Here is a 25112-nt window from a genome sequence, read left to right as displayed (position 1 = left end):
CCCTTAGTACTTCAGCAGGTTGGTGTCGTCGACCGAGGCCGAGCGCCGGGTGCGGAAGATCGCCATGATGATCGCGAGGCCCACCACGACTTCGGCGGCGGCGACGACCATCACGAAGAACGCCATCACCTGACCGTCGAGCCCGCCGTTGATCCGGGCGAACGTGACCAGGGACAGGTTCGCCGCGTTCAGCATCAGCTCGATGCACATGAACACGACGATCGCGTTGCGGCGCACCAGCACCCCGACAGCGCCGATGGTGAACAGCAGCGCGGACAGGAGCAGGTAGTACGTCGGGGTCATTCCTCGTCCCCTTCTTTCTTACCTACGAGCGCGTGGGCGTCCGGGCCCGGTTCCGAGCCGGACACCTGCTTGCGCTCGTCTTCCAGCCGCGAGGCCGAAGTGGACTCGATGATGTCCGAAAGCGACTCCGGGGCGATCGAGCCGTCCGGCAGCAGGGCCGGGGTGGCGATCGAGTTGGCCGTCGCGAAGACACCCGGGCCGGGCAGCGGCGAAGGCCTGTCGTGCTTTCCGGTGAACCGGTCGACGACGAGTTCCTTCTGCGACTTCTTGCCGCCCTTGGCGTGCCGGTCGGTAAAGGCGAGCACCATCGCGCCGAGCGCGGCGGTGATCAGCAGTGCCGACGTGAGCTCGAACGGGAACAGGTACTTCGTGAAGATGAGCCGTCCCAGGCCGCCGGGGCCACCGCCGTCGACGTTCGCCGGGTCGAGCGGCATCGCCGGGGTGACGTTGGCCAGCGAACGGGCGAGACCCGCCGCGAGCAGGCCACCGACGCCGATGCCGAGCAGGGTCGCCATGACCCGTTGCCCGCGCAGGACTTCGACGACCGAGTCGGAACTCTCCCGGCCGACCATCATCAGCACGAACAGGAACAGCATCATGATCGCGCCGGTGTAGACGATGATCTGCGTGAAGCCGAGGAACGGCGCCTGCTGGATCATGTACAGCGCGCCGAGGCACAGCATCGTGAGCACCAGCCACAGCGCCGAGTGCACGGCGTTGCGGGAGAAGATCATGCCGAGCCCGCCGAGCAGCGCGAGCGGGCCGAGCACCCAGAACGCGATGGTCTCGCCGGTGGTGATCCCGGCCGAAACGTCGGTCTGGGCGAGGAAAGCCGTGATCACTTGACGGCCTCCGTCGACTCGGTGGCGCCAGTGGGCTGCTGCCGTGCGAGTTCCGGGCCGTTGACGTAGTAGTCCTGCTCGTTCTCGCCGAGCCGCATCGGGTGCGGCGGCTGCTCCATGCCGGGCAGCAGCGGCGCGAGGAGGTCTTCCTTGGTGTAGATCAACCGCTGCCGGTCGTCGTCGGCCAGCTCGTAGAAGTTGATCATCGTCAGGGACCGGGTCGGGCAGGCCTCGACGCACAACCCGCAGCCGATGCAGCGCAGGTAGTTGATCTGGTAGTCGGCGCCGTACCGCTCACCGGGCGAGAAGCGTGCCTCTTCGGTGTTGTCGCCGCCTTCGACGAAGATCGCGTCCGCCGGGCAGGCCCACGCGCACAGCTCGCAGCCGACGCATTTCTCCAGCCCGTCCGGATGCCGGTTGAGCTGGTGCCTGCCGTGATAGCGCGGAGCGGCGGGGGCGCCGGCCTCCGGGTACTCCTCGGTGGCGACCTTCTTGAACATCATCCCGAAGGTGACACCGAAACCCTTGATGGGATCAAACATCCCCATCGCCGGCCTCCCTTCCACTGGAAACCGCCGCGGGCTTGCGCTTGGCCGCCCGGGCTTCGGCCTTCTCTAGGGCCTTCTGACGCGGAGTCTTGTCCGGAACCTGGAGGTCGAGCGGCGGCACCGGGAACCCGCCGCCGGTCACCGGGACGTAGTCGTCGTCGGGCACCTTCTTGTCCGGCAGCAGCAGGCTCAGGATGACGACGACGAGGATGAGCGCGCCGCCGCCGATGAGGATCTGCGGCGTGGAGAGCCCGCCCGAGTTCTTGATCGCGCGAACCGAGACGATCACCACGATCCAGACCAGGTTGACCGGCACCAGGACCTTCCAGCCCAGCCGCATGAACTGGTCGTACCGCAGCCGCGGCAGCGTGCCGCGCAGCCAGATGAAGCCGAACAGCAGGATGAACAGCTTCGCGGTGAACCACAGCAGCGGGAGCCAGCCCTGGTTGAGCGCGTGCTCGGCGCCGACGAACGGGAACTTCCAGCCACCGAGGAACAACGTGGTCGCGAACGCCGAAACGATCACCATGTTGACGTACTCGGCGAGGAAGAACATCGCGAACTTCATCGAGCTGTACTCGGTGTGGAAACCGCCGACCAGCTCGGATTCGGCCTCGGGGAGGTCGAACGGCGCGCGGTTGGTCTCGCCGACCATGGAGATCAGGTAGATCACGAAACTCGGCAGCAGCAGGTAGAAGTACCAGCCGGTCTGCTGCGATTCGACGATCTGCGAGGTCGACATCGAACCCGCGTAGAGGATGACGCCCACGATGGACAGGCCCATCGCGATCTCGTACGAGATCACCTGAGCCGCGCTTCGCAGTCCACCGAGCAGCGGATACGGGGAACCGGAAGACCAGCCGGCCAGCACGAGGCCGTACACACCGATCGAGGAGCAGGCCAGGATCACCAGCACGCCGACCGGCAGGTCGACCAGCTGGAGCGTGGTCCGCTCACCGAAGATCGAGACCACCGGGCCGAACGGGATCGCCGCCAGCGCGATCAGCGCGGGCACCGCGGAGATCACCGGCGCGAGGAAGTACACCTTGCGGTCGGCGGTGTCCGGGATGATCTGTTCCTTGAACGGCAGCTTGATCGCGTCCGCGAGGGACTGCAGGTAGCCGCCGGGCCCGACCCGGTTGGGGCCGGGGCGGTTCTGCATCCGGCCGACGGCCTTGCGCTCCCAGACGATCAGGAAGATCGTCAGGATCGGGCCGATCAGCAGGATGACGACCGTCTTGATCAGGATCAGCCACAACGGGTCGTCCGCCAGCAGCGCCGCCCGCTCGGCGGCGTCCGGCATCTGGGTGAGCAACGGAGTCACTTCTCACCTCCGGTGAGGGTGACGGCCGAGCCGTGTCCCGCGGCCAGTGCCGCGCGGACGGCTGAGCCGTCGGAGTTGCCCGGGAGCCACACGACGCCGTCCGGCAGGTCCGCGACCTCGATCGGCAGCGTGATGGAGCCGCGTTCGGTGGAGACCTTCACGGTGCCGCCCAAGCCTTCGGCGGTCTTCGCCGAGAGCTTCGCGACGACCTCGCGCTGCGTGCCCTTGAGGTGCGGTTCGTCGTCCTGCAGCGAACCGTTGTCGATCAGCTGACGCCAGGTGGCCAGCAGGACCTTGCCGTTCCCCGCGACCGAGGCCGCCGCGGCGGCGATCGGCTCGAAGGCCGCGGGCTCGGTCTTGCCTTGCAGCTTGGCCAGATCGGCGGCGGAAGCGGCCGGGGTCTGGGTGAAGATGTCCGCGTCCATCTCGACGGCGAGGGTGTCGAGCACCCGGCAGTCCGGCAGGGCGCCGGTGCCTTCGAGGGTGACGGCGAACTCGCGGCGGCGGCCTTCCCAGTTCAGGTAGCTGCCCGCCTTCTCGACCGCCGGGGCGATCGGGAGGACGACGTCCGCGTGCTCGGTGACCGCGCTGTGCCGCAGTTCCAGGCTCACCACGAACTTCGCGTTCTCGAGGGCGCGACGGGCCAGATCCGGGTCCGCCAGGTCGTCCGGGTCGACGCCGCCGACGAGCAGGCCGTCGAGGTCGTTACCGGCAGCGGCCTTCAGGATCGCGGTGGTGTCGCGGCCCGCCGTGGCGGGAAGCGTGACGCCCCAAGCCTTTTCGACCTCGGCACGAGCCGAGGCGTCGGTGACCGAACGGCCGCCGGGCAGCAGCGCCGGCGTCGCGCCCGCCGCCAGGGCACCGCGCTCACCCGCACGACGCGGGATCCACGCGAGCCGGGCGCCGGTGCGCTCCACCAACCGGTGCAGGGCCGAGAACAGGCCGGGGACCTCGGCGGCACGCTCGCCGACGAGGATCACCGAACCTTCGGCCGTCAGTGCGACGTCGACGTCCTGCGCGTGCTGCGCGATGCCGTCGAGCGCGGCGGCTTCGCTGCCCGGCGCGCAGGCCAGCAGCTCACCGAAGGTCTTGCGGACCGAGGAGGTGGTCCACTGTCCCAAGTGGACGACGCGGGTGCGGTTCTTGCGAGCCGCCTTGCGCAGCCGCAGGAACACGATCGGCGCCTCGTCCTCCGGCTCGAACGCGACGCACAGCACCGTGCGCGCCCGCTCGATCTCGCCGAAGGTGACACCGCTTTCCGGCGTCGTCCCGACCACGTGCGACGCGAGGAAGTTCAGTTCCTCGGCCGAGTGTGGGCGGGAGCGGAAGTCGATGTCGTTGGTGCCCAAGGCGATCCGCGCGAACTTCGAGTACGCGTAGGCGTCCTCGACGGTCAGGCGGCCGCCGGTCAGCACCGCGGCGCCCTTGCCGTCCCGCGCCTCGGCGAGCCCGGCGGCGGCAGTGCGCAGCGCGTCGGTCCAGGAAGCCTCTTCCAGGACACCGTCGGCGTTGCGGACCAGCGGACGACGGATGCGGTCTTCGGCGGAGGCGTAGCGGAAGGCGAACCGGCCCTTGTCGCAGAGCCACTCTTCGTTGACCTCGGGGTCGTCGCCCGCGAGCTTCCGCATGACCTTGCCGCGACGGAAGTCGGTCCGCTCGGCGCAGCCGGACGAGCAGTGCTCGCACACGCTCGGCGCGGACACCAGGTCGAACGGCCGCGAGCGGAACCGGTACGCGGCCGACGTCAGCGCGCCGACCGGGCAGATCTGGATGACGTTGCCGGAGAAGTACGACTGGAACGGCTGGCCCGACGTCGTCCGGGAAGCCAGGTCCAGCACGTCGGCGGTCTCGGCGGTGCCGATCTGCTGGTGGGCACCGCGTTCGAGCAGCTCGATGAACGGGTCGCCGGCGATCTCGCGGGAGAACCGGGTGCAGCGCTGGCAGAGCACGCAGCGCTCCCGGTCCAGCAGCACCTGCGAGGAGATCGGCAGCGGCTTCGCGAACGTCCGCTTCGTGTCGACGAAGCGGGACTCCGCGCGGCCGTGCGCGAGCGCCTGGTTCTGCAGCGGGCACTCGCCGCCCTTGTCGCAGATCGGGCAGTCCAGCGGGTGGTTGATGAGCAGCAGCTCCATCACACCCTGCTGGGCCTTGTCCGCGACGGCCGAGGTCAGCTGGGTCTTCACGACCATGCCGTCGGCGACCGTCATGGTGCACGAGGCCTGCGGCTTCGGCATCGGACGGCCGCCCATTTCGACCTCGACCAGGCACTGGCGACAGGCGCCGGCCGGGTCGAGCAACGGGTGGTCGCAGAAGCGCGGGATGACCGTGCCGAGCCGCTCGGCGGTGCGGATCAGCAGCTCGCCCTTGGGCGCGATGACCGTTTCACCGTCGATGACCAGCTTGACGTGGCCTTCGGGAACCGGAATGTCCTCTGTGGACGTTTCGGGCTTGTCGGGTGCGATCGTCATGCCTGCGCCCCCACCAGTTCGCGCTTGTTTGCGTTACACAAAGCCAGGAATTCATCCCGGAAGTACTTGATCCCGCTCTGGATCGGCGAGACCGCGCCGTCACCGAGTGCGCAGAACGACCGGCCGAGGATGTTGTCGCAGACGTCGAGGAGGGTGTCGATGTCCTCTTCGGTGCCCTTGCCCTCGACCATGCGCTCCAGGATCTGCGCCAGCCAGTACGTGCCCTCGCGGCACGGCGTGCACTTGCCACAGGACTCGTGCTCGTAGAACTGCGTCCACTTCATCACGGCCCACGGCACGGAAACGGTCTCGTTGAAGACCTGCACGGCCGTCGTGCCCAGCATCGACCCGGCTTCCGCCGCGCCTTCGAAGTCCAGCGGAACATCGAGGTGTTCCTTGGTGAACATCGGCGTGGACGAACCACCCGGCGTCCAGAACTTCAGCGGAACGCCGTCCTTCATGCCGCCCGCCATGTCCAGCAGCTCGCGCAGCGTGGTGCCGAGCGGGCATTCGTACTGGCCGGGATTCTCGACGTGGCCGGAGATCGAGTAGATCTTCGGGCCGGGCGACTTCTCGCGGCCCATCTGGCGGAACCAGTCGGAGCCGCCGTTGATGATGTACGGCGCGCTGGCGATGGTCTCGACGTTGTTCACCGTGGTCGGCGCGGCGTAGAGACCCGCGGCGGCGGGGAACGGCGGCTTGAGCCGCGGCTGGCCACGACGGCCTTCCAGCGAGTCCAGCAGCGCCGTCTCCTCGCCGCAGATGTACGCCCCGGCGCCCGCGTGCACGGTGATGTCGAGGCCGAATCCGGAGTCGAGGATGTTCGGGCCGAGGTAGCCCGCTTCGTAGGCCTCGCGCACGGCCGCGTTGAGACGGCGGATGCAGTGCAGCGCCTCGCCGCGGACGTAGATGAAGCAGTGGTGCGAGCGCATCGCGTACGAGGCGATGATGCAGCCCTCGATCAGCGAGTGCGGGTCCGCCATCATCAGCGGGATGTCCTTGCAGGTGCCCGGCTCGCCCTCGTCGGCGTTGATGACGAGGTAGTGCGGCTTGTCCTCGTTCGGCGGCATGAAGGACCACTTGATGCCCGCCGGGAAGCCCGCGCCGCCTCGGCCGCGGAGGCCGGAGTCCTTGACCAGCTGGACGATCTGCTCGGGAGTGCCCTTGAGCGCCTTGCGGATCGCGGTGTAGCCCTCGAGGGCTTCGTAGGACTGGATCGTCCAGGAGTTGGGCGAAAGCCAGCGCTTCGTGAGGACCGGAGTGATGGGATCTGCCATTACTTCTTCTCCACTTCAGGCAGTGGGACGTCCTTCAGCGCGGGCGCTGTCCAGCCGCGGTCTTGCGCGACCTGCGCGCCCCGCAGGGTTTCGACGGCCTGCGAAGGACCGTCGACGTCCGTGCGGTACTGCTGCGCGTCTTCGGGGAAGAACCCGGCGAGCTGCAGTTCGGCGCCCTTGAAGCTGCTCAGCGGCGCGCCGCGCGTCGGGGCGGGCTTCTTGCCCGCCTGCAACGCGTCGACCAGCGCGACGGCCTTGTCCTCGGTCTGGTTGTCGAAGTACTCGTAGTTGACCTGGATGACCGGGGCGAGGTCACAGGCCGCGAGGCATTCGGCGTGTTCGAGGGTGATCGAGCCGGGCTCGTTCGGCGTGCCCGCGGTCTCGTTGTGCCCCAGCGGCTTCTCCTCGGAACCGAGGTGCGTCTGGAGCTTCTTGTAGATCGCGTCGCCGCCCATGGCCGCGCAAAGGGTGTTGGTGCAGACGCTCACCAGGTGCTCGCCGCACGGGCGGCGCTTGTACATGGTGTAGAACGTCGCGACCGCGCTGACCTCGGCGTCGGACAGGTCCAGCTGCGCGGCGCAGAAGGCGATGCCCTCCTGGCTCACGTAACCCTGCACCGACTGCACGAGGTGCAGCAGCGGCAGCAGCGCCGAGCGCGACTGCGGGTAGCGCGAGATCAGGTTCTGCGCCCTGGCGTAGGTGTCGGCGTCGAAGATGTCTTCGAGCTTCGCGTTCTCCAGGATCCCCTCCGCTTCGGCGGGATCCGGCGCGATCGCGATCACGTCGACGTCACCACCGGCGGCGACGTGGGTCTGCTCGGCGAAGCTGGTGCCGGGCTCGGGTGTCGGTGTCGTTCCGGGCTGGGTGCTCAACGGTCCACTCCCCCCATGACGGGGTCGATCGAGGCGATGGCGGCGATGACGTCCGCCACCAGGCCGCCTTCGGCCATCGCGGGCATCGACTGCAGGTTCACGAAACTCGGTTCGCGCACGTGGACCCGCAGCGGCCGGGTGCCGCCGTCGGACACGAGGTGCACGCCGAGTTCGCCGCGCGGCGATTCCACGGTCGTGTACGACTGGCCCGCCGGGACCTTGAAGCCCTCGGTGACCAGCTTGAAGTGGTGGATCAGCGATTCCATCGACTGGCCCATGATCTTGCGGACGTGCTCGAGCGAGTTGCCGAGGCCGTCGCTGCCGAGCGAGAGCTGCGCGGGCCAGGCGACCTTCTTGTCCTCGACCATGACCGGGCCCGGCTCGAGCTTCTTCAGGCACTGCTTGATGATCCGCAGGCTCTGGTGCATCTCCTCGACGCGGATCAGGTACCGCGCCCAGCAGTCCGCGTCGGTCGAGGTCGGGATGTCGAACTCGAACTCGTCGTAGCGGGAGTACGGCTCGGTCTTGCGCAGGTCCCACGGGAGACCGGCGCTGCGCAGCACCGGGCCGGTGACACCGAGCGCGAGGCACGCGTCCACCGGCAGGTAGCCGACGCCCTTGAGCCGGTTGCGCCAGATCGGCTGACCGGTGAAGAGCTTGTCGTACAAGGGAAGCCGCTCGTCCATCGTCTTGACGAACGCGCTGACGACCTCTTGGTAGTCGTCCGGCATGTCCTGCGCGAGGCCGCCGGGGCGGATGAACGCGTGGTTCATCCGGAGACCGGTGAGGTGCTCCAGCAGGTGCAGGACCTCTTCACGCTCACGGAAGCCGAGCGTCATCGCGGTGGTCGCGCCGAGTTCCATGCCGCCGGTGGCGATGTAGACCAGGTGCGAACCGATGCGGTTGATCTCCAGCAGCATCACGCGCAGCAGCTCGGCGCGGCGCGGGGCCTGGATGCCGAGCAGCTTCTCGACGCCGAGGCAGTACGCGAGTTCGGTGGAGAGCGGCGCGAGGTAGTCCATGCGCGTCACGAAGGTGACGCCCTGGGTCCACGTGCGGTACTCGCAGTTCTTCTCGATCCCGGTGTGCAGGTAGCCGATGACCGAGCGGAGCTGGGTGACGGTCTCGCCCTCCATCTCCAGCACGAGCCGGAGCACGCCGTGCGTCGACGGGTGCTGCGGGCCCATGTTGATGACCATGCGCTCGTCGTGGCGCGAGTCCTCGATGACGTCTTCCCAGTCACCGCCGGAGACGGTGTAGACGCGACCTTCGGTGGTGTCCCGGGAATCGGCCTCGGGAACTTCGGTTGCTTCGTCGTGAATGCTCACGAGTAAGACCTCCGCTGATCCGGCGGCGGGATCTCCGCGCCCTTGTACTCGACCGGGATCCCGCCGAGCGGGTAGTCCTTGCGCTGGGGGTGGCCGTCCCAGTCGTCCGGCATGAGGATGCGGGTCAGGGCCGGGTGACCGTCGTAGACGATGCCGAACATGTCCCAGGTCTCCCGCTCCTGCCAGTCGGCCGTCGGGTAGAGCCCGACCAGCGACGGGACGTGCGGGTCCTCGATGTCGAGGGTGACCTCGATGCGGATGCGGCGCCGGTAGGTCATCGACGTGAAGTGGTAGACCGAGTGCAGCCGCTGCGGGACGTCGACGCCGTAGTCCACGCCGGACACCGAGCTGAGCAGCTCGAACCGGAGACCGGTGTCGTCGCGCAGGGTCCGCGCGATCTCGACGAGGTGCTCGCGGGCGACGTAGAAAGTGATCTCGCCGTGCGCGACCGTCGTCTGCAGGACCGCGCTCGCCGGAACCTTGTTGTCCGCCAAGGCCGCGTAGAACTCGTCGGCGAACTCGTCGAACCAGCCGCCGTACGGGCGCTCCGCCGGGGGCGGGTTGTACGCGGGGAGGCGGACGCCGCCGTAGCCGGAGGTGTCACCGGTGCCGTGCACGCCGAACATGCCCTGGCGCTCTTTACCGGTGACGACCGGTTCGGCCGGGCGGACGCCTTGCGGCTCCAAGCCGCCTTCGGGCCGGTCGGCGCTGGACTGCTCGCCGCCGGTCTCCGGGGTTTCGGGGGTCTCTTCAGGCACGTCGCTCACTTCTTCGCGTACTTGATCGAGGAGGCGATCAGCTCGGTGCGCTCACCACTCGCGGCGCGGATCGCGGCGCGGCGGGCGTTGATCGGCTCGTCCTGGATCTTGGCGTGCAGTTTCAGGATCGCGTCGAGGAGCATCTCGGGGCGCGGCGGGCAGCCGGGGAGGTACATGTCGACCGGGACGATGTGGTCGACACCCTGCACCACGGCGTAGTTGTTGAACATGCCGCCGGACGAGGCGCAGACGCCCATCGCCAGCACCCACTTGGGCTCGGCCATCTGGTCGTAGATCTGGCGGAGCACCGGCGCCATCTTCTGCGTGACGCGGCCGGCCACGATCATCAGATCCGCCTGGCGCGGCGTCGCGCTGAAGCGCTCCATGCCGAAGCGTGCGATGTCGTAGCGGGAACCACCGACGGTCATCATCTCGATCGCGCAGCAGGCGAGACCGAAGGTGGCAGGCCACATCGAGTTCTTGCGCGCCCAGTTGACCAGGCCTTCAAGACTCGCGAGAAGGATGCCGTTGGGGAGTTTTTCTTCGAGGCCCATGCTTCTCTAGTTCCAATCCAGGCCGCCGCGACGCCATACGTAGGCGTACGCGAAACCGACCGTCGCGATGAACAGCACGATCTCCACCAGGCCGAACATGCCCAGCGCGTCCGCGGAGACCGCGAACGGGTAGAGGAAGACCATCTCGATGTCGAACAGGATGAACAGCATCGCGGTGATGTAGTACGCGACCGGCATCCGGCCGCCGCCGACGACCGGCTGCGGCGACGGTTCGATACCGCATTCGTAGGCCGCGGTCTTCGCCCTGTTAGGACGGCTCGGGCCGACCAGCGGGCCGAGCAGCACCGAGAGCACCGCGAAACCGAGAGCGAGGACGAACAAGAGGACCAGGGGGAGGTACATGTTCAGGTTGGGCACCGAAGGGGTGCCTGCCTGGGTCAGCACGGGCAACATCAGCACGGGGTTTTCGCCATCCTTTCCGCGCCGCTGCGGTTTTCGAGTCGGGGTTCACCGCTTCCCTCGGTCGGCACCCTAAGTCACCTGGGTCACACCGCCGAGGGTTAGGCAACCCTTACGGGCCGTGCATGACGGCCCCCTTGCTTGTGAAATAGTTCACAAGCCTCCCGTCGAGGATGTGAAGCGATTCACAAAGCATGGGGCGAGTGTAGGACGTGACTCACATTCTTGTCCCTAGGCCCCGTGCTATAAGGCTGCCCTAACTTGGCCGCACGGCCAGTACGGTTACTTCCGGCGTGCGATACCGGTGACCTGCGACGTCGTTCCGAAGATCGACTCCGATGCGGGTTTTGACCGGTTCTGTCCTGTGACCGATACCACTGCGCGGAGTACCCGGGATTGGTCCAGACGTGTGCGAGTCCCCGCAACTAGAGGACTACTTGCGGCCGTTCCCCAAGCGCGTGAAGGCCCCCTTCCCTCGGCTCAGCCGAGGGAAGGGGGCCTTCACGCGAGTTCCCGAGCGTCAGCGCGGAGTGGGCGTCGCCCGAGCCAGCGCGGCGATGAGGCGGTCCACGCCGTCCCCGCCCTTGGCGTCGTAGCAGCCCGAGAGTCCCTTGTAGACCAGCGGAAGGATCGAGTTGATCCGCAGCCCGTACTTCGTCGCGGCGTGCATGATCTTCGGCTTGCCGATCAGCTTCGCGAACACGTTGCCGAGCCGGTAGTAGCCGCCCATCAGCTCCCCGACGGCGCGCGGGTAACCCTCCAGCGCCCGCTCGCGCGAAGGTCCCTCACGCCGTGCCAAGGCCTGCACGACGAACTCCGACGCCAGCTGCGCGGACTCCATCGCGGCCGAGATGCCCTCGCCGTTGAACGGGCTGACCATGCCGCCCGCGTCGCCGAGTAGCAGCAGGCCGTCGCGGTAGTGCGGGGTGCGGTTGAAGCCCATCGGGAGACCGGCGCCGCCGACCTTGCCGATGGCGTTCTCCTCGCGGTAGCCCCATTCCTCGGGCGTCCCGTCGAGCCACTGGCGCAGCAGCGCGCGGTAGTCGGTGCTGCGGAACGCGGCCGACGTCGACAGCATGCCGAGGCCGACGTTCACCGTGCCGTCGCCCAGCGGGAACGCCCAGCCGTAGCCGGGCAGCAGCTTCGGGTCGCGCGGGTCCGAGCGGTCCCACAGCTCCAGGTGGCCCTCGATGAACGGGTCGTCGTGACGCGGGCTCTTGTAGTACTGCCGCACCGCGACGCCCATCGGGCGCTTCTCGTTCTTCTGGATGCCGACGCTCAGCGCGAGCCGCGCGGAGACGCCGTCGCAGGCCAGGACCAGCGGAGCGCGGTAGCTCACCGGCGTCTTCTCCGGGCCGACCTTCGCCTCGACGCCGATCACGCGGCCGGTCGGGCTGGTGATCGCGCCGGTGACGGTGGTGCGCTCGTAGAGCCGCGCGCCCGCCTTGACCGCGGTCTTCGCGAGCAGGTCGTCGAAGTCCTGACGAGTGCGCGAAACGCCGTACGGCGGGTAGCTGGTCAGGTCCGGCCAGTCGAGTTCGAGCGTCAGCTCGCCGGTGAGGATGCGCAGGCCGCGGCTGTGCACCCAGCCCGCGTCCTCGCTGGTGTCGATGCCGAGGTCGATGAGCTGCTTGACGCCGCGAGGGGTCAGGCCGTCGCCGCACACCTTCTCGCGCGGGAACTCGGTCTTCTCCAGCAGCAGCACGTCGACGCCCGCGCGGGCGAGGTACGTGGCGGCGGTGGAGCCGGCCGGTCCGGCACCGACGACGATGACTTCGGCGTCGTGGTCTGCGTTGCGACGGGTCATGTCCGCGAGTTTATGCGGGCTTCTTCGCGCGGTGGATGGCGACGACGCCGAACGTGAGGTTCAGCCACTCCACCTCGGTCCACCCGGCGCTCGCGATGATCTCGCCGAGCGTGCGCTGATCCGGCCACGCCAGCATGGATTCGGCCAGGTAGGAGTAGGCCTCGGGGTTCGACGAGGTCCGGCTGCCGACCCAGGTGAGCAGCTTCGCGATGAACGTCCGGTGCAGGAACCGGATCGGCGGGAATGTGGGCGTCGACACTTCGCAGATGACCAGGCGCCCACCCGGTTTGACCACGCGCGCGATCTCGGTGAGGGCGGCCTTGGTGTCGACGAAGTTCCGCAGCGCGAGCGAGATGGTCACCGCGTCGAAGCTGTCGTCGGCGAACGGCAGCTTCAGCGCGTCGGCGGCGACCATCGGCACGCCGCGGTGCTTGCCTGCCTTGAGCATGCCGACCGAGAAGTCCGCGGCGAGGCACCAGGCTCCGTTGCGCGCGTACTCGACGGTGGACACGCCGGTGCCCGCCGCGAGGTCGAGCACCTTCTCGCCGCGTTTGGCGTCCAGCACCCGTGCGGTGGTGGTGCGCCAGCGGCGGTCGAAGCCGAAGGTCATGAACGAATTCGCGCGGTCGTAGCCGTCCGCGACGTCGTCGAACATGGCGGCGACTTCGTGCGGATCCTTGTCAAGACTCGCTCGGGACATGTCCGAACCCTAGCTCGCCATTCCTGAGGCATCTCGGCCAAGCGGGAGCAAAGCGGCGCGCCGTAGGGTCACCTGGTCCGGTCGAGCAACGCCGGGGCACGGTGCGCACCGGCCCCCGCGACTCCACCGGCGAGGATCCGCCGCTCCAGCAACCGCAGTTCCGGCCCCGGTTCGAGGCCGAGCTGATCGACCGAGACCCGGCGCGCGCGCCGGTACGCCGCCAGGGCGTCGGAGGTGCGCCCGGCTCGCCAGAGAGCGTCCATCAGGAGGTACTGGGCACGCTGTCGCAACGGGTGCCGCCGCACCAGATCCGCCAGTTCGACGGCCGCGCTCGCGTGCCGCCCGAGGCTCAGTTCGGCCTGGTAGAGCTCTTCGAGCAGGACCAGGCGGTGCTCCGAGAGGCGCATCGTCTCGTCCGAAAGCAGCGGGACGTCGAGGCCGTCGTAGGGCGCTCCATGCCAGTGCGTGAGAGCCTGCCGGATCAGTGACGCGCGCTGCGCGGGGTCCGCGGACTTCAGCGCCTGGCTTCCGAGCGTCTCGAAGGTCTCGACGTCGAGTTCGCCGGGGTGGACCTCCAGCCGGTAGCCACCGTTGTCGAAGCCGAGCCGGTCACCCTCGGGCAAGGCCTGCCGCAGCTTGTGGACGTGCCAGTGCAGCTTCGGCACCGCGCGCGGCTCCCACCGGCTGTCCCACAGGGCCTCGGTGAGCACGTTCACCGGCACGAAGGTGTTCGCCCGGACCAGCAGAACCCCGAGGAGCGTTCTTCTCATCCGCCCGCGCAACGGGATCGACCGCGGACCGGAAGAGATGCTGAACGTGCCCAGTACTTCGAACCTCACGTGCCGTCCTCTCGCTCGATGGCTGAGGGGACGATGAATGCCGGTTGTACAAATTGGATACAAAAGCTCAAATGAGGACGGAGAGCATCCCCTGAACCGACTGTGGCCAGGCGAATTCCTCCGCCCGTGCCCGCGCCGCCGCCCGTCGGGTCCCCTCGGGACACTCCAGTAATCCGGTGACGGCCCCCGCGAAAGCCGAGGCCCGGTCGTCGACGGCCTCACCGCAGCCGGGGCGCACGATCTCCCGCAGCGCCGACGACGCCGAGACCACCACCGGCGTCCCCGAAGCGAGCGCCTCCAGCGCGGCCAGCCCGAACGTCTCGTGTGGACCGGGCGCGAGGGAGACGTCGGCGCTGGCCAGCAGGCGCGCGACGTCGCCGCGTCCGGACAGGAAGCCGAGGAAGGTCACCGGGAGCCCGCGCGCCCGCCGTTCCAGCGCTCGCCGCCGGGGCCCGTCGCCCGCGATCACGAGCCGCACCCGGTGTCCGGCGTCGGTCAGCTCGGCGACCGTGTCCACACTGCGCTCGACGTGCTTCTCCGGCGACAAGCGTCCACAGTGGACGATCAGTGCGTCGGCGTCGCCGGACAACGTGTGCCGCCAGCCGTCGTCGCGGCGGGCCGGAGCGAACGTCGTGAGGTCGACACCGAGCGGGACGCGCCGCACGTTCGGCGCGGCGATCCGGTCGAACTCCGCGCGGGCGAACGCCGTCGTGCAGACCACCGTGTCGTAGTGCCGCGCCATCCGCCGGTTCGCGACGTCGGCGACGCGCCGGGCGACGGGTTCCGGCATCAAGAACTGCTCCAGCAGCTTGTCGAGCCGCTCGTGCGAGATCACCATGCTGGGCACGCCGTTGCGCCGCGCCCACCCGCCCATACCGCGCAGCGTGAGGCGGTCGGACACCTCCAGCCTGTCCGGTTCCAGCCGGTTCAACACCGCCCGAACCCGGTGTGGATCGACCGCGCGATAGCCGCCCGTACCCGGGATCCGGGGTGCCGGAAGGGAAAACCGGCGGACGCCGGAAGGCAGCGTCTCGTCCGCGTAGCGCCGTCCGGGCACGACGAGGGTCACCTGATGACCGCTCGCCACGTACCCGGCGCCGAGATGATGGAGCGCCGTCCGCAATCCGCCCGAGCGTGGCCCGTAGAAGTTGGCCAGCTGGACTATATGCATTTCAGGCCGCGCGAGCGATTTTGCCTTGAACGGCCTCGTAGTGGCCGACGAGTTCCCGGCAGACCGCGGGCCAGGTCCGGTTCAGCACCACCTTGCGTGCCTTCTCCCCCAGCCTGGCGCGCAACGCGTCGTCACGCAGGTCGTTCACCTTCTCCACCAGCGCCGCCGAGAACCCGGCGCGGTCGGCGGGCAGCAGGTAGCCGGTGCGACCGGGCAGGACCAGGTCCTTCGGGCCGCCCGCGTTCGGCGCCAGCACCGGCAGCCCGGAGGCCATTGCCTCCTGGATGGCCTGACAGAACGTCTCGTGCGGTCCTGTGTGGACGAAGACGTCAAGGCTCGCGTACGCGGCGGAAAGCTCTTCGCCGTATCGGGCGCCCAGGAACGCGGCCCCCGGGATCCGCTCGCGCAGCATCGGCAGCTCGGGCCCGTCGCCGACGACGACCACGCGGATCCCGTCGACCCCGGCGAGCGCGGTCAGCCGCTCGACCTCCTTTTCGGGCGCGAGCCTGCCGACGAAACCGACCAGCAGCTCGCCGTTCGGCGCCAGCTCGGCGCGCAACGCGGGATCGGCGTGGACCGGCGAGAACCGCTCGATGTCGACCCCACGCGCCCAGCGGTGCACCCGCGGGATCCCGTGCAGCCTCAGCTGTTCCACCGAATCCGACGAGGGCGCGAGCGTGCGGTCGGCCCGCGAGTGCAGCCGTCGTACCCAGCGCCAGGCCGCGCGGGCGGCGAGACCGAAGCCGTACGCGGAGGCGAAACCGGCGATGTCGGTCTGGTACACCGCGACGCACGGCACCCGCAGCCGTCTCGCCGCGGCGAGACCGCGGGCGCCGACCACGAACGGCGACGCCAGGTGCACCACGTCCGGCCCGAAATCGGCCAGCGCGGTGAGCACCGTCCTGGTCGGCACGCCGACCGGGAGGGAGTTCACCCCGGGGAAGTCGAGGGCGGGAATACGCACGACCGGGGCGCCGAGGTACTCGACGGGACCCGGTCCCGGGGCGATGATCAGCACGTCGTGCGCGCGGTCGCGGAGGTGTTCCACGACGCGGAGCACGGAGTTGGTCACGCCGTTCACCTGGGGCAGGAAACTTTCGGTGACTATCGCGACTCGCACGATGCTCACTGTCGCATCCGGTTGTGACGCCCATGCCAACAAAAACGGAACAGACGACATGTCATCTCAAGGTCGTGTTCCGGAAACCAGCTTCGGCCACACTAGGCAGGCATGACCCTCCTGTCGTCAAGGCCGCCGCAACCCGTCGAGCCCGGGTTGCTGTCGAGGGCCCTCGAAGTGGCCGGGCGGCTGGCCAACGACGCGACCGACGTGATCACCGCGACCGCGGGCCGGGGCGCCCAGCCGGATCCGAACGACTCGCCCTTCGACTGGGTCACCGACACGGACCGGATCCTCGAACGCCACACCCGCCGTGTCCTGACCGCCGAGTTCCCCGGCATCCCCGTCGTCGGTGGTGAATTCGGCGCCGACCACGGTGCCGACGTCGCCGAGTACCGCTGGGTCGTCGACCCGGTCGACGGCACCGCGAACTACGTCGCCGGCGTCCCCTGGTGCGCCTACAGCCTCGCCCTGATCGACGCTTCGGGGCCGGTGGTGGGCGTGGTCGCGGACCCGTACCGCGCCCAGATCTACGCCGCCGCGCGCGGCCGCGGCGCCCGGGCGAACGGCAAGCCGATCACGCTGACCGACCGCTGCGGGGTCGCCGGGGCGATCGTCTGCACGGAACTCACGCGCAAGGGTGTCTGGCCCGGGATGGGCCACTTCATCGAACGGGCCGCCACCGCGCACGCCGGGGTCCGGGTGCTGGGCTCGGCGGCGCTGGCGATCGCGCAGGTCGCACTGGGACACGCGGCAGCGGCGGTGCTGCACAACTACCGCGAATGGGACGTCGCGGGCTCGGTCGCGCTGGCCATCGAGGCGGGGGCCGTGGTGCTGGACCGGCACGGGGAGGGCTCGGCGCTGCCCGTCGACGCGCTACTGGTGGCGGCGCCGGGGGTGGCCGACGAGGTGCTGGGGTGGTGGCAGGAGTCGGTCGGCTGAGGGCCGTCTGCGCACCGTGTCACGAAAGGGGCTTTCAGGACAAAATTTGTCCTGAAAGCCCCTTTCATGACACTTGAGCGTCCGATCAGGCGAAGTGCTCCGCCGCCGGAGGCGCCTCCGCGAGCGAGCGCCGGTGAGCCAGCCGCTGCCGCCGGATCCACCACAGCAGCGGCCCGGCGACCAGCCAGGTGAAGAAGATCATGCTGCCCAGCGGCAGCAGCGTGTTCGCCGCCGAGCGCCCGGCCACCCGCGCGAGTTCCGGGTCGCCGACGTCGTACTCGATGTTCACGAGCTGCCCGGCGGCCAGCCCGGCCGGGTAGAGGACGCCGTTGGCCGGGCTGTGCACGATGCCGTCGGGGGTGGCGTAGTTGATGATCGTGCGGTCGAACGTCACCGACTCGACCTGCGCGGTGGCCTGGCCGAGTTCGGCTTCGATCGCGCTGTCGTTGCGGAAAGCGGCGAACAGCAGCGAGACGCCGAGCACGGTGACGAGTGAGGCGACAACGAGGGCGGCATACCACCCGATGCGCCTCACCCGCTCCGCTTTGGCCGTCACGCCGCGAGCGTAGCGCTACCCGTCAGTGGGCGTGTCGCTCGCCGAGGAATTCGTGCGTCGCCTTGATCTGCGGGTAGGACTTCGGCGCGACCGGGGCCGCGGCGGCCCGAAGTGCCGAGGCCGGGGTCCCATTAGGACTCACCGACGGCTTGCCCTTGGTGTAGAGCCAGGTCTGGAACAGGTCGTAGAGCGGCTTGCCCGAGATCTTCTCCGCGAGCGCGATGAACTCCGGGATCACCGCCGACTTGCCCTTCTTGACCTGCTGCCAGGTCTGCAGGATCCGGAAGAACGTGTCGTCGCCCACAGCCTTGCGCAACGCGTGCACCGCGAGCGCGCCGCGATCGTAGACGGCCGCGTGGAACTGGTTCGGCTCACCGGGGTCGGCGGGCAGGACCTGCCAGAACGGGTCCTCGGCGGGCGCCGAGTCGTAGATGTACTGCGCGAGTTCGTCGGCGGTGCCCTCGCCGGTCTCCTCCGACCACAGGAACTCGCCGTAGGAGGCGAAGCCCTCGTTCAGCCAGATGTCGCTCCACTTGCCGAGCGTCACGTTGTCGCCGAACCACTGGTGCGCCTGCTCGTGCGCGACGACCGAGGTGTTCGAGCCGGACCGGAAAGCCCGGGCGCCGTACACCGGCCGCGTCTGGTTCTCCAGCGCGAAGGTGATGCCGGTGGTGGCGACGCCGCCCTGCGCCTCGAACGGGTAAGGCCCGAACTTCGAGGCGAGCACCTCGGTGATCTCCGGCGTCCGCTCGATGCTGGCCTTGGCCGCGCCGAGCGATTCGCCGAGGTCCGCGCCGTAGGCGGTGATGAACGGCTTGCCGTCCGGCGTGGTCTGCTCGTTCACCTCGAACTTGCCGACCTCGAGCGACGTGAGATACGTCGCCTGCGGTTTGGTGCTGCGCCAGTTCCAGCGCGTCCAGCCCGGACGCTGCACCGTCTTGCGCACGAGGGTGCCGTTCGACAGCGCGGCGACGTCGTTCGGGACCTCGACCGAGATGTCGTAGGTGGCCAGATCGGTCGGGTGGTCGTTGGACGGGAACCACCAGGCCGCGCTCTGCGGCTCGTCGACGGCCAGCGCGCCGTCCGGGGTCTTCTTCCAGGCGGTGAAGCCGTCGATCTTCACCTTCGACGGCGTGTCCGCGTAGGCCACGACGACGGTCGCCGTCTGGCCCTTCTTCAGCGGCGTCGACGGCGTGACGGTCAGCTCACCGGTGCCGTCGGTCGACGTCGCGAACTGCGCGGGCCGGTTGTTGACCCGGACGCTCGACACCTTGAGGCCGAAGTCGAGGTTGAACCGCGACAGGTCCTGCGTCGCGGTGAGCAGGATCGTCGTGGCCCCGGACAGCAGGTCGGTCGAGGGCTGGTAGGTCAGTCTGAGGTCGTAGTGCCCGACGTCGTAGCCGCCGTTCCCGGCGTGCGGGTAGTACGGGTCACCGACGCCGATCGAGCCAGGCGCGGGTGCGGCGGCCGCGGAGCCCACGAGCAGCACCGAGACGACGCCCGCGGTCAGTCCGGCGAAGCCGGCGCGAGTCTTCAAGCGCATTGCGAATCCCTCCCAGGATTTGTCAGCGCGCTCGAACGTAGCCAGATGATCACCACGCAGACACGTCCGAAGGAGGGGTTCCTACCCTCTGGACTGAGACGGAAATCGGCTAGACAGCCCGCACCGCGGAGGAAACCGCCGTACGGAGGCGCCCGTGCAGCTCGCGGTGGCGCGTTCGGTCCACCCGGACCTCCACCACCCGCAGACCCGGCGCGGGCTTCAGCGCGGCCCGGAACTCGGTGAGCGTCTCGGCGACGACGTGCGGGACGCGGTAGCCGGCGCACAGGGCGCCGAGATCGGCGCCGTGCGGCGTCCCGAACACCCGCTCGAAGCTGGCGTTGTGCTCGGGCGCGCCCTGCTCCAGCAGCGAGAAGATGCCGCCGCCGTCGTCGTTGAGGACCACGATCGTCAGGTCGGGGCGCTGTTCGGCGGGTCCGGTCAGCAGGCCGCTCGCGTCGTGCAGGAACGTGAGATCGCCGAGCAGGGCGTACGAATGTCCCCTGTGGACGGTCGCGGCGCCGATCGCGGTCGAGACCATGCCGTCGATCCCGGCGACGCCGCGGTTGCGGTGCACGAGGACGTCGGGCCGCAGCCGTCCCGCGAGCGCGACGTCGCGGGTCGGGTTGGACGAGCCGACGACCAGCAGTGATCCCTCCGGGACCGCGTCGACCAGCTCGGTGGCCAGGCGCAGCCCGCTCGGCCACGGTTCGTCGGCGAGCACCTCGGCCACCGCCGACGACGCCGCCTTGTCAGCGCGCTGCCAGCTGGCGAGCCACTCCGGATCGGCCGGTTTGGTCGGTTCGTCGAACCACTGGCCGACCTGACGGACGTTGTGCGCGGGCGCGGGCCAGTCGGAATCGGGCCGGACCAGCAGCACCTCGACGTCCGGATCGGACAGGACCCGCTGGACCTGCCGGAACACCGTCGGACGGCCGATGCAGAGCACCTGCTCGGGCTTGTGCCGCGAAATGAACTCCTCGACGCCGAGCAGCCACGCGCCGGACGAGATCGCCGTCGCGCCCGCCAGCCCGATGCCGCCGGTCTCGGAGACGACCGGCCAGCCGTGCAGCTCGGCCCATTCGCTGGCGGCCTGCACGCCGGTGTCGCACGCGATGACCAGCCCGTGGCGGGCCGAGGGCACCACGAACGAGGGAAGCGCGCCGAAGTCGGGGAGCTCGGTCCAGCGAGCGCCGTCGGGGCGCCCTTCGAGTGACTCGTACCACTCGCCGTCATCGTCGATGTCCGGCACGAGCGGCTCGCGGAACGGGATGTTCAGGTGCACCGGCCCGCAGCGCCACTCGCCGTACGCGGCGTTCCAGGCCCGGCAGATCTGACCGCGCCAATACGAGTTCTGCCCGGCGCGGCGTTCGGCGACGGCTAGCTCGTCGAAGTAGCGGATGGCGTTGCCGTAGAGCTGGTGCTGGTCGATGACCTGGCTCGCACCCGCGGCCCGCAGCTCGGGCGGGCGGTCGGCGGTCAGCACGATCAACGGGACGCCCGCGCGGTCGGCCTCCAGCACGGCGGGGTGGAAGTTCGCGGCCGCGGTGCCCGAGGTGCACAGCACGGCGACCGGGCGGCCGGTGCGCGCGGCGATGCCGAGGGCGAGGAAGGCGGCGCCGCGTTCGTCGATGCGGACGTGCAGCTGGAGACGTCCGGCGGCCGCCGCGTCGTAGAGCGCGATCGACAGCGGGGCGTTCCGGGAACCCGGGCAGAGGACGACGTGGGAGACGGTGTTGCGAACGAGTTCGTCGACGATGACCCTTGCCTGCGCGGTGGAAGGGTTCACCGGCAGACCTCGGGTTTCACACTACGACTCACGGCCACACGTCCTATTCTCCCAAACGTGGATGACGCCCAGGTTTCCGAGCTGTTCGACCCCGCCTCGTGGACGGAAGTCGAAGGTTTCGACTTCACCGACATCACCTATCACCGCTCCTCTGAGAGCCGCTCAGGCAAACGTGTCGTGCGCATCGCGTTCGACCGTCCCGAGGTCCGCAACGCCTTCCGTCCGCACACCGTCGACGAGCTGTACCGCGCGCTCGACCACGCGCGGATGAGCTCGGACGTCGGCTGCGTCCTGCTCACCGGCAACGGCCCGTCGCCGAAGGACGGCGGCTGGGCGTTTTGTTCCGGTGGTGACCAGCGTATTCGCGGACGCTCCGGGTATCAGTACGCGGATGGGGAGACCTCCGACACGATCGATCCGGCCAGGGCCGGACGGCTGCACATTCTCGAGGTCCAACGGCTGATCCGGTTCATGCCGAAGGTGGTCATCGCGGTGGTCCCGGGGTGGGCCGCCGGTGGCGGGCACTCGCTGCACGTGGTGTGTGACCTCACGCTCGCCTCCGCCGAGCACGCGCGATTCAAGCAGACCGACGCCGACGTCGGCTCGTTCGACGGCGGCTACGGCTCGGCGTACCTGGCCAAGCAGGTCGGGCAGAAGTTCGCGCGGGAGATCTTCTTCCTCGGGCGCGAGTACACGGCCGAGCAGATGCAGGCGATGGGCGCGGTCAACTCCGCCGTCCCGCACGCGGAGCTCGAGGCCGAAGCGCTGGACTGGGCGTGGGCGATCAACGGCAAGTCGCCGACGGCGCAGCGGATGCTCAAGTACGCGTTCAACCTCACCGACGACGGCCTGGTCGGCCAGCAGCTCTTCGCCGGCGAGACCACGCGGCTCGCCTACATGCAGGACGAGGCCGTCGAAGGCCGGGACGCCTTCCTGGAGAAGCGAGACCCCGACTGGTCCGCCTTCCCGTACTACTACTGACCACCCCGCTACTGACCACCCGCGTTTCGTCCTCTAGTTGCGGTAGTTGGCAACACGAACCACCGCAACCAGAGGACGAATTGCGGGCATAGGCTGGCGGGATGCGCACGGTAGGGATGGACGGGAGTCCGGCGTCGATCACCGAGCTGACCTCGACACTGGCCGAGGCGCTCGGCGGCGGCCCGGCCGTCCTCCCCTATGCGTCGGAGGCCCTGCGCGACGCGATGGAGCCGGCACGCCCGGCCGAGCCCGGGACGGCCGTGATCATCGCCACCTCGGGGTCCACCGGCGAACCCAAGGGCGTCCTGCTCTCGGCCGCCGCGCTCGCCGCGTCGGCGCACGCGACCCACGCGCGGCTCGGCGGGCCGGGACACTGGCTGCTCGCGACACCGGCGCAGTACATCGGCGGGCTGCAGGTGCTGGTCCGCTCGCTCCTGGCCGGGACGACGCCCGCCGTGCTGCACGCCTCCGGATTCCGCCCGGACGACTTCGCCGAAGCCGCCGCACCGCTCCTGACGCTGGAGGGACCGCGCTACACCGCACTCGTGCCGACTCAGCTCGGGCGACTGCTGGACGACGCCGGGCCGGGACTGGCGGCGGCCCGGGCGTTCGACGCGATCATCGTCGGCGCCGCGGCGACCACCGCGGAACTCCGCGAACGCGCGGCCGAAGCGGGCGTGAAGATCGTGCCCGCGTACGGCATGAGCGAGACCGCGAGCGGCTGCGTCTACGACGGCGTACCGCTGGATGGAGTACACGTCGAACTCGAAGACGAGCGGGTCTGTATCACGGGTGACGTGCTCGCGCACGGCTACCGACTGCGACCTGACCTGACTTCGGAGGCCTTCGAGGGAGGCCGGTTCCGCACCTCCGATCGCGGCCGTTGGTCACCGGATGGACGGCTGGAGGTCCTCGGCCGGGTCGACGACATGATCAACACCGGCGGGGTGAAGGTGGCCGCCGCGGCCATCGAACGGATCTTGACCGCACAGCCCGGAATCCGGGACGCGTGCGTGGTCGGAGTACCTGACCCCGAGTGGGGCGAAGCCGTCGTCGCGCTCGTCGTCGGCGCTGGTTGCGACGTCGATTCCCTGCGTGCCGCGTGCCGCGAAGAGGCCGGTGCGGCGGCCGCTCCGAAGCGGGTCGAATTCACGGAAGAACTGCCCTTGCGGGGCCCCGGAAAGGTCGACAGGACAGCCGTCCGGAATCTCCTACGAAGGTCGTGAATTCTCCACCGATTACCGGGACGTTGTTGACACGATCATTACCCGCGGGTTTACGTCTAACCATGACGCGCTGGACACGCACAGTATTGGCCTGCACCGCCGTCACGATGGGACTGGTCGCTTTGGCCGGGCCCGCGCTGGCGGACGAACCGGAAACAGCCGTTCCGAACAGCGGCACACTCACCTGGACGCTCGAAGACACGATCAAGGATCTGAAGTAGCACGATTCGTCCCCTGCTCGCGGTGGCTCGGCACCGCGAGCGGGTGACGAGCCCCGCATACCGGCGGGTAGTCGCCAGGGCCAGAATGACGGAATGGCGACTGCTGGTGAATGGATCGAAGGGGCGCGCCCGCGGACGCTGCCCAACGCGGTGGCGCCGGTGGTCGCCGGAGTCGGCGCGGCGGTCGCGCTCGACGGCTTCTCCTGGTCCCGGTCGCTCCTCGCGCTGCTGGTTTCACTGGCCCTGATCGTCGGCGTCAACTACGCCAACGACTACTCCGACGGCATCCGCGGCACCGACGAGAACCGCGTCGGCCCGCTGCGGCTGGTCGGCTCCGGGGTCGCGAAACCGAAAGTCGTCCTGACGGCCGCTCTCGTGTCCCTCGGGCTCGCCGGAGTCCTCGGACTCGTGCTCGTCGCGATCAGCGGGCTGTGGTGGCTGCTGGCGATGGGCGCGATCTGCATCCTCGGCGCCTGGTTCTACACCGGCGGCAAGAAGCCTTACGGCTACTACGGTTTCGGCGAGATCGCGGTCTTCGTCTTCTTCGGGCTGGCCGGTGTGCTGGGCACGGTGTACGTCCAAGCCGGACAGCTCAGCTGGACGGCGTTCGGCTGCGCGGTCGCCGTCGGCTCGTTCTCGACCGGCGTGCTGACGGCCAACAACCTCCGCGACATCCCGACCGACATCGAGTCCGGCAAGCGCACGCTCGCCACCCGCCTCGGCGACAAGGGCACCCGGCGGCTTTACCTGGCGCTGATCGCGGTGCCGTACGTCGTGAGTGTGCTTCTCGCCTTCGTGACGCCGTGGGCGCTGCTGGGCCTGCTGACCGCGCCGCTGCTGCTGAAGTCGGTCAAGGCCGTCGGCGGCGGCCAGCAGGGACGGGCGCTGATCCCGGCGCTGCGGGACACCGGGTTCGCCATGCTGGGGTGGGCGATCCTGACCGCGGTCGCTCTCGCGCTCTGATGGCTCTTTAGTGGGTTGAAGGGGCCCTTCACCGAGTGTGATGCGGAGAAGGGCCCCTTCGCTGCGTCTGACGCGGGGAAGGGGCCCTTCAACCCATGTCGGGCTCGGGTGGGCAAGGAGGCGTGAACGGACCGTTCATGCCTTGGGTTTCCCGCTTCGACCCACTATCCGTGGGCGTCGCCGGAGGTGGCGCCCACTACCGGTGGCCCCGGCGATAGCAAAGGTCCCTCGCTCCTTTGGCGATCCCGCGATCTTGAGGTAGGCCAGGATCGTGAGTGGCGATTCGGCTAGAGCCAGGAGTGCCTTAGGTACCTACTGGATTCTGGGGGCGCCGGTCCGAAAGCCCAGCGGCTGTGTCGAGAAAGCCACTTTCGGGACGTCTGATGTCCCGAGAGTGGCTTTCGCGACACCCGAATCGGCTGGTGGGGCCGCACGGTAGCCCGGATCAGCGGCTACTCAGTCGTGAGTGGGGGTTTTTGGTTGGGACCCAAAAAACCCCCCCCCCCCCCCCCCCCCCCCCCCCCCCCCCCCCCCCCCTCCCCCCCCCCCCCCTCTCCCACTTC

General features: G+C 69.2%; 24 protein-coding genes. 5 read left to right on the top strand and 19 right to left on the bottom strand.

Translation table 11 applies throughout. The annotated features are described in order from the left end of the window. Window positions 1-3: 3 nt before the first annotated feature. The 16 genes from nuoK to ACZ5IK_RS07960 form a co-directional block, all read right to left on the bottom strand. Window positions 4-303 carry an NADH-quinone oxidoreductase subunit NuoK gene (gene nuoK / locus ACZ5IK_RS08035; protein ID WP_101612053.1) on the bottom strand — a complete coding sequence of 100 codons (300 nt, stop codon included), beginning with the start codon at window positions 301-303 and terminating at the stop codon, window positions 4-6. Beyond that, window positions 300-1145: an NADH-quinone oxidoreductase subunit J gene (locus ACZ5IK_RS08030; protein WP_465487082.1), complete on the bottom strand. Its 846-nt coding sequence runs from the start codon at window positions 1143-1145 to the stop codon at window positions 300-302. The genes nuoK and ACZ5IK_RS08030 overlap by 4 nt, the downstream gene beginning before the upstream one ends. Then, window positions 1142-1693, bottom strand: a complete 552-nt coding sequence (nuoI, locus tag ACZ5IK_RS08025) for an NADH-quinone oxidoreductase subunit NuoI (protein ID WP_465487081.1) — start codon at window positions 1691-1693, stop codon at window positions 1142-1144. Before nuoI ends, ACZ5IK_RS08030 begins: the two co-directional genes overlap by 4 nt. Beyond that, complete coding sequence (nuoH, locus tag ACZ5IK_RS08020; protein WP_101612050.1) at window positions 1680-3017, bottom strand: NADH-quinone oxidoreductase subunit NuoH; 1338 nt, start codon at window positions 3015-3017, stop codon at window positions 1680-1682. Before nuoH ends, nuoI begins: the two co-directional genes overlap by 14 nt. Next, complete coding sequence (locus tag ACZ5IK_RS08015; RefSeq protein WP_465487080.1) at window positions 3014-5485, bottom strand: NADH-quinone oxidoreductase subunit G; 2472 nt, start codon at window positions 5483-5485, stop codon at window positions 3014-3016. Before ACZ5IK_RS08015 ends, nuoH begins: the two co-directional genes overlap by 4 nt. Then, entirely contained in the window at window positions 5482-6762 is a 1281-nt protein-coding gene (nuoF, locus tag ACZ5IK_RS08010; protein WP_101612048.1) for an NADH-quinone oxidoreductase subunit NuoF, read from the bottom strand. The genes ACZ5IK_RS08015 and nuoF overlap by 4 nt, the downstream gene beginning before the upstream one ends. After that, window positions 6762-7634, bottom strand: coding sequence for an NADH-quinone oxidoreductase subunit NuoE (gene nuoE, locus ACZ5IK_RS08005; protein ID WP_465487079.1), 873 nt, complete (start codon window positions 7632-7634; stop codon window positions 6762-6764). The genes nuoF and nuoE overlap by 1 nt, the downstream gene beginning before the upstream one ends. After that, the gene (locus ACZ5IK_RS08000; RefSeq protein ID WP_465487078.1) at window positions 7631-8962 is read right to left on the bottom strand and encodes an NADH-quinone oxidoreductase subunit D; all 1332 of its coding nucleotides are present in this window, start codon (window positions 8960-8962) and stop codon (window positions 7631-7633) included. The genes nuoE and ACZ5IK_RS08000 overlap by 4 nt, the downstream gene beginning before the upstream one ends. After that, window positions 8959-9720 carry an NADH-quinone oxidoreductase subunit C gene (locus ACZ5IK_RS07995; RefSeq protein ID WP_101613688.1) on the bottom strand — a complete coding sequence of 254 codons (762 nt, stop codon included), beginning with the start codon at window positions 9718-9720 and terminating at the stop codon, window positions 8959-8961. The genes ACZ5IK_RS08000 and ACZ5IK_RS07995 overlap by 4 nt, the downstream gene beginning before the upstream one ends. Before the next feature lie 5 nt (window positions 9721-9725). Continuing rightward, window positions 9726-10274 (bottom strand): NuoB/complex I 20 kDa subunit family protein, encoded by a 549-nt coding sequence (locus tag ACZ5IK_RS07990; protein WP_005151847.1) that lies wholly within the window; start codon window positions 10272-10274, stop codon window positions 9726-9728. A gap of 6 nt (window positions 10275-10280) precedes the next feature. Further along, window positions 10281-10688, bottom strand: a complete 408-nt coding sequence (locus tag ACZ5IK_RS07985; RefSeq protein ID WP_076164505.1) for an NADH-quinone oxidoreductase subunit A — start codon at window positions 10686-10688, stop codon at window positions 10281-10283. Window positions 10689-11214: 526 nt separating this feature from the next. Beyond that, complete coding sequence (locus tag ACZ5IK_RS07980; RefSeq protein WP_465487077.1) at window positions 11215-12501, bottom strand: geranylgeranyl reductase family protein; 1287 nt, start codon at window positions 12499-12501, stop codon at window positions 11215-11217. A 10-nt stretch (window positions 12502-12511) separates the two neighbouring features. Further along, window positions 12512-13201 carry a demethylmenaquinone methyltransferase gene (locus ACZ5IK_RS07975; RefSeq protein ID WP_465487076.1) on the bottom strand — a complete coding sequence of 230 codons (690 nt, stop codon included), beginning with the start codon at window positions 13199-13201 and terminating at the stop codon, window positions 12512-12514. Between the two features lie 68 nt (window positions 13202-13269). Then, window positions 13270-14040 (bottom strand): AfsR/SARP family transcriptional regulator, encoded by a 771-nt coding sequence (locus tag ACZ5IK_RS07970; RefSeq protein WP_465487075.1) that lies wholly within the window; start codon window positions 14038-14040, stop codon window positions 13270-13272. A gap of 67 nt (window positions 14041-14107) precedes the next feature. After that, complete coding sequence (locus ACZ5IK_RS07965; protein WP_465487074.1) at window positions 14108-15211, bottom strand: glycosyltransferase family 4 protein; 1104 nt, start codon at window positions 15209-15211, stop codon at window positions 14108-14110. Between the two features lies 1 nt (window position 15212). Beyond that, window positions 15213-16331 carry a glycosyltransferase family 4 protein gene (locus ACZ5IK_RS07960; protein ID WP_465487073.1) on the bottom strand — a complete coding sequence of 373 codons (1119 nt, stop codon included), beginning with the start codon at window positions 16329-16331 and terminating at the stop codon, window positions 15213-15215. 111 nt (window positions 16332-16442) lie between these two features. Between ACZ5IK_RS07960 and ACZ5IK_RS07955 the strand changes: the two genes are divergently transcribed. Then, complete coding sequence (locus ACZ5IK_RS07955; protein WP_465487072.1) at window positions 16443-17273, top strand: inositol monophosphatase family protein; 831 nt, start codon at window positions 16443-16445, stop codon at window positions 17271-17273. Window positions 17274-17358: 85 nt separating this feature from the next. On the opposite strand, the gene ACZ5IK_RS07950 is transcribed toward ACZ5IK_RS07955, so the two are convergent. The 3 genes from ACZ5IK_RS07950 to menD form a co-directional block, all read right to left on the bottom strand. Then, window positions 17359-17829, bottom strand: a complete 471-nt coding sequence (locus ACZ5IK_RS07950) for a DUF3592 domain-containing protein (RefSeq protein WP_465487071.1) — start codon at window positions 17827-17829, stop codon at window positions 17359-17361. Between the two features lie 22 nt (window positions 17830-17851). Continuing rightward, window positions 17852-19372, bottom strand: coding sequence for a M1 family metallopeptidase (locus tag ACZ5IK_RS07945; RefSeq protein WP_465487070.1), 1521 nt, complete (start codon window positions 19370-19372; stop codon window positions 17852-17854). A 109-nt stretch (window positions 19373-19481) separates the two neighbouring features. Continuing rightward, the gene (gene menD, locus ACZ5IK_RS07940) at window positions 19482-21158 is read right to left on the bottom strand and encodes a 2-succinyl-5-enolpyruvyl-6-hydroxy-3-cyclohexene-1-carboxylic-acid synthase (protein WP_168214481.1); all 1677 of its coding nucleotides are present in this window, start codon (window positions 21156-21158) and stop codon (window positions 19482-19484) included. Between the two features lie 57 nt (window positions 21159-21215). Here menD and ACZ5IK_RS07935 point away from each other — a divergent pair, with 57 nt between their 5' ends. The 4 genes from ACZ5IK_RS07935 to ACZ5IK_RS07920 all read left to right on the top strand — a co-directional run bounded on the left by ACZ5IK_RS07935 (window position 21216) and on the right by ACZ5IK_RS07920 (window position 24549). Further along, complete coding sequence (locus ACZ5IK_RS07935; protein ID WP_101612035.1) at window positions 21216-22139, top strand: 1,4-dihydroxy-2-naphthoyl-CoA synthase; 924 nt, start codon at window positions 21216-21218, stop codon at window positions 22137-22139. A gap of 101 nt (window positions 22140-22240) precedes the next feature. Further along, window positions 22241-23365 carry an o-succinylbenzoate--CoA ligase gene (gene menE / locus ACZ5IK_RS07930; RefSeq protein ID WP_465487069.1) on the top strand — a complete coding sequence of 375 codons (1125 nt, stop codon included), beginning with the start codon at window positions 22241-22243 and terminating at the stop codon, window positions 23363-23365. 62 nt (window positions 23366-23427) lie between these two features. Then, window positions 23428-23586: a hypothetical protein gene (locus ACZ5IK_RS07925; RefSeq protein WP_168214479.1), complete on the top strand. Its 159-nt coding sequence runs from the start codon at window positions 23428-23430 to the stop codon at window positions 23584-23586. Window positions 23587-23679: 93 nt separating this feature from the next. Next, window positions 23680-24549: a 1,4-dihydroxy-2-naphthoate polyprenyltransferase gene (locus tag ACZ5IK_RS07920; RefSeq protein ID WP_465487068.1), complete on the top strand. Its 870-nt coding sequence runs from the start codon at window positions 23680-23682 to the stop codon at window positions 24547-24549. Window positions 24550-25112 lie beyond the last annotated feature (563 nt).

It is taken from the genome of Amycolatopsis sp. NPDC031561 (assembly GCF_055580625.1).
This window is presented reverse-complemented; position numbering and strand designations above follow the sequence as displayed.